Origin of the sequence: Catenulispora pinistramenti (genome assembly GCF_018274385.1) — a bacterium.
Taxonomy (GTDB): Bacteria; Actinomycetota; Actinomycetes; order Streptomycetales; family Catenulisporaceae; genus Catenulispora; species Catenulispora pinistramenti.
Genome location: NZ_JAAFYZ010000400.1, coordinates 1 through 4,158, shown reverse-complemented (window position 1 = coordinate 4,158; position 4,158 = coordinate 1). Strand labels below are relative to the sequence as shown.

Genomic DNA, 4,158 nt, shown 5'->3' with positions numbered 1-4,158 from the left:
GGGCCGGCGGGCTTCTTGGGGCGGGGTGGCTACGCCGCGCGCCGATGTCTCCGCCGACACGGGATGCCTACGCCCGCGTATGCCTAACTACGCCGGCGCGGTGATCGTGAGCGCCTGGCTGTAGACAGTCAGCGGATCGGCACTGGAGATACTGATCGCATAGTCCGTCCCGGGCGGCACATCCGGCACCTCGATCGTCACCTTCTTCGCGGCCGGATCCACACCACTGGCCACCACCAAGAAGTCCAACTGCCCGAAGCTCGGCCCGGACTGATCCGCGGTCTGCCGCACCAACGCCACATCCAGCGGCTGCCTGACATCACCACGCAAGTTCCAGGCGACATCGATCTCCTCACCCGGCGACCACACCGCACCCTCCCCGGGACACGTGATCTCCAGCCGATCAGCATTCGGAAACGCCGGCGAGTCGGAGCGCATCAGCACCTCATCGACCTTGGCGTCCAACTTCCCCAACTTCTTGCCCAGGCCCATACCCAGCCTCATCTCTCGCGCGACAGAACAGCTCCCCGCCCACTACCGACGCTAAGCGCGCTAGTCCGGCACCGCTCGCCGAAACTGCGCCTTGCGAGCCAGCGCCTACCTCACACCCCACACCGGCAACAACCGCACCGCCGCCCGCTCCAGAAGCGCGGAAGGATTCAGATAGCGAGCGGCATGCCCGAAGCCCCGAACCAAACCCCAGTGGAGACAAGTACGCGGCGCACAGTGATTGATCGGCGAGTCGACAAGGTGCCCGATGAGCTGCCCCACACGCACCCGATCACCGACCTTCACCACAGGATCGACAGGCTCATAAGTAGTACGCAAGGCACCACGGCCAGGCCCAGTGTGATCGATGGCCACAACCGGGCGACCGAAGAGCGAACCGGCATAACTGACGGTCCCCTGCCCCGCAGCCAGCACCTCCTGCCCAGGACCGCCAAGCAGGTCCACCCCCCGATGCCCAGCCTGCCAACGCTTCGCAGGCGGCTGGAACGGGTGGACAACTACGGGATGGCGGGCACCAGGCGGCGACGCAAGAGGCCAAGTCCAGGCCCGAGCCGGATCACCACTGGGATCACCAGGCCGAGAGGGCCCAGCGTCCGCAGTCACACGGTGCAGTGCCCGCGTCGCGCCCGCCACAGGCACCGCATGGAGCCGACGCGGACCACCCTGCGCCAAGGCCGACAGCGCTAAGAACAGTGCGGTAGCGACGGCGACGAGCGCCAGAGTTCTGCGGAGGCGCATGTGGTCAGGATGCGAGCCGAGGCCGGATCCTGTCACGGGCTCATACGGCATTCGAGCTATTTGTCTGCTTGTTAGGACACTGGCACCCCCGCAGACCATGCCGGTGCAGCAGCCCGCGTGGACACATGTCCACATGGATACGTGCGAGCCGCTGCGGCAACTCCCTGCGACGCCTCTTGCGCCCTACTCAGCTCGCACTCGTCACACGCCGCCGCGTGCTCCCGCCAGGCTGCGGGCGAGTCTGGCCGGCCTGCGCGTTCATCGCCTGCGTGTGCCGACGTGCCGAGCCCAGCCCGCCGAACAGCACCATCGACACAGCCGTCTCCGTGACCTCCGCCGGATCGGCCCCGAGGCTGATCCGCTTCGCCGCCGCATCGACCATCCCCTGAACCAGCGCCGCAGCCAGCCTCGGCTCGGGGTGCCCCAGCGCACGCAGCACCCCGATGCCCAGGTCGAGCAGCCAGCCGTGGGCCGCGCGGATGCGATCGCGCGCGTCGCCGTCGAGTTCCTGGCCGGACAGCGCCAACAGCGCCCGGTGCCCCGGCTCGGAGACCAGGCCCAGCTGGCGCCGCACGTACGCGGCAAGCTGCCGCTCGGCCGTGCTCTCCGCCGCCATCGCCGCCCGCACCTCGCCGATCCAGGCCGGGAACTCGTGTGCGACCAGGGCCTCAATCACGTCGGCCCGCGACTTGAAGTACTCATACACACTCGAACGCGCCAGCCCGGTCGCCCGAGCCAGCGCCGGGAACGTCAGCGCGGTGACCCCACCCTCGGCCACCAGATCACGGGCAGCGTCCAGCAGGGCCCGGCGCTGCATCTCCCGGTGCTCCACGACGGTGGCGGCACGAATCCTCGGCATGCGAACTAAGGTGCCGCCTCCACACACCTGTACACAAGCCGACGCTGAGGATCCGTCCGCACAAGGTCCTACTCGGTCGTCCCCGGACGCCTATTCCTTCGCGGACAGCTTCCCGCGCAACGTCAGCACAGCCTTGGTGTGAATCTGGCACACCCGACTCTCACTGACCCCGAGCACTTCCCCGATCTGCGCAAGCGTCATCTCCTCGAAGTAGTAGAGGGTGACGACAGTCTTGTCCCGATCCGGCAGCGAGTTCACCGCCCGCGCCAACAAAGCCCGCGTCTCCTGCACCTCAAAGAGCGCGACAGGGTCGGGCGCATCACCGTCCTCCAACGTCTCCATGAGCGGAATCCGGTCCCCGGACTGCGTAGGCAACGCCAGCAACTCATCAAGCGCCGCGACGTTCACCAACGACAGCTTGCTGAAGATCTGCCGCAGCTCCCCCAACCCGATCCCAAGTTCACGGGCAATCTCCGACTCACTGGGCGTCCGCCCGAACTCCTGCTCCAACCGCACCGAAGCCTGCTCGATCTCCCGAGCCTTCTGCCGCAACGACCGCGGAATCCAATCCAGCGCCCGCAACTCATCGATGATGGCGCCCCGAATACGCGCGATCGCATACGTCTCGAACTTCACATGCCGATGCGGCTCAAAACGCTCGATCGCATCAATGAGCCCGAAGATCCCCGACGAGACGAAGTCCGCAGAATCCAACGCCCCAGGCAACCCGACCCGCACCCGACCCGCAACATACTTGACGAGCGGCGAGTAGTGGAGAATCAGGCGCTCACGCAGCGCCGGGTCACCGGTGCGCTTGAAGTCATCCCAGAGCACGTCGAGCGCGGTATCGGGCGCGGGCTTATCGGTGGGGCGCGCTGCCGGATCCGGAGCGGGCACGGGCACGGCCGCGCTAGCGCTCGGCTCGGCAGCGGCAGCGGCAGCGGCGGTACTCGGCTCGGTGCTGGCAGCGGCGCTCGGCCCGCTGGCAGCAGCGGCGCCTGGCTCGCTAGCGGCACTGGCGCGCGGCTCGGTGCCGGCAGGGGCGCTCGGCCCGCTGGCAGCAGCGGCGTTTGACTCCGTGCCGGCAGCGGCGCTCGGCTCGACAGCAGCGGCCGACTCGGCGATTGTGTCGGCGTGCGACTCGCTGCTAGGCGCGGCATCGCCTGCGGTGGCGGCGCTGACCGGCCCACCGCCGGGATCAGCATCGGCCGCGATGGCAACCTCGGCCGACCCTCGACCGGCGGCTGATTCTCGACCGGAATCGGTCTCGGCGCGTGAAGCAGCAGCCGCGAATGAGGCAGTAGCAGTAGCAGCGGCGCACGTGACGTTGGCCGTGTTGGCCGTGTTGGCCGTGTTGGCTGTGCCAGCGGTCGGCGCGTTCTTGGGCCCGGCAAGGCTCTGCTCGTCGCCAGCAGCACCCTCACCAGCGGGCTCGCTCCCGCTGTTTCGGCCAGCGCGCTCGCCGCGGTTCCCATCGCTCGGCTGCGGCACCGTCATGCCCCGGGGCGTGTCGTCGTCACCTGCGACGTGAGCGGTGCGGGCACGCGCGTTGGTGGCGGCAGAGCTCACGGCCGGAGTAGCGGCGTTGTTGGCGTCCCGCGCGGGGGTGCGGTCGGCCGGCACGTGGCCTGCCCCCCGGGGGCGCGGGGCAGCCGCGACCTGCGACGCCGCGTCAGCAGTCGGGACCGCTGCTTGCTGCGTCTGGTCGAGGACGCTGTCCTCACGCCCGCGGGTGGGACTGGGCATACCGTGCCTTGATCCGCTCTGCCGTCACATGGGTGTAGATCTGGGTTGTTGCGAGCGTAGCGTGACCGAGGAGCTCTTGAACGTCACGAAGATCCGCGCCCCCCTCGATCAGGTGAGTCGCGGCGGTGTGGCGGAAACCGTGGGGGCCGGTGTCCGGGGTGTTGGGGGTCGCGCGCAGGCGGGCGTGGACGAGGCGGCGGACTACCGCGGGGTCGATGCGGGAGCCGCGGGCGCCGAGGAAGACCGGTTCGGCGGCGGTGACCGCGGGGGCTTTGACAGTTTTCTGGTTTCCCCCTCCCCCACCC

Annotated in this window: 5 protein-coding genes; all 5 read right to left on the bottom strand. The window is 68.9% G+C overall.

From position 1 onward, the window contains the following. Positions 1-87 precede the first annotated feature (87 nt). Positions 88-465, bottom strand: coding sequence for a GPI anchored serine-threonine rich family protein (locus KGQ19_RS47660; protein ID WP_212022127.1), 378 nt, complete (start codon positions 463-465; stop codon positions 88-90). A 132-nt stretch (positions 466-597) separates the two neighbouring features. Next, positions 598-1,248: a peptidoglycan DD-metalloendopeptidase family protein gene (locus KGQ19_RS53265; protein ID WP_368862263.1), complete on the bottom strand. Its 651-nt coding sequence runs from the start codon at positions 1,246-1,248 to the stop codon at positions 598-600. A gap of 187 nt (positions 1,249-1,435) precedes the next feature. Further along, complete coding sequence (locus KGQ19_RS47650) at positions 1,436-2,107, bottom strand: TetR/AcrR family transcriptional regulator (RefSeq protein ID WP_230420539.1); 672 nt, start codon at positions 2,105-2,107, stop codon at positions 1,436-1,438. 90 nt (positions 2,108-2,197) lie between these two features. Further along, positions 2,198-3,010: an RNA polymerase sigma factor WhiG gene (whiG, locus tag KGQ19_RS53260; RefSeq protein ID WP_368862264.1), complete on the bottom strand. Its 813-nt coding sequence runs from the start codon at positions 3,008-3,010 to the stop codon at positions 2,198-2,200. Positions 3,011-3,827: 817 nt separating this feature from the next. Next, a partial coding sequence (locus tag KGQ19_RS47640) for a tyrosine-type recombinase/integrase (protein ID WP_212022124.1) occupies positions 3,828-4,158 on the bottom strand: 331 nt, incomplete at its 5' end.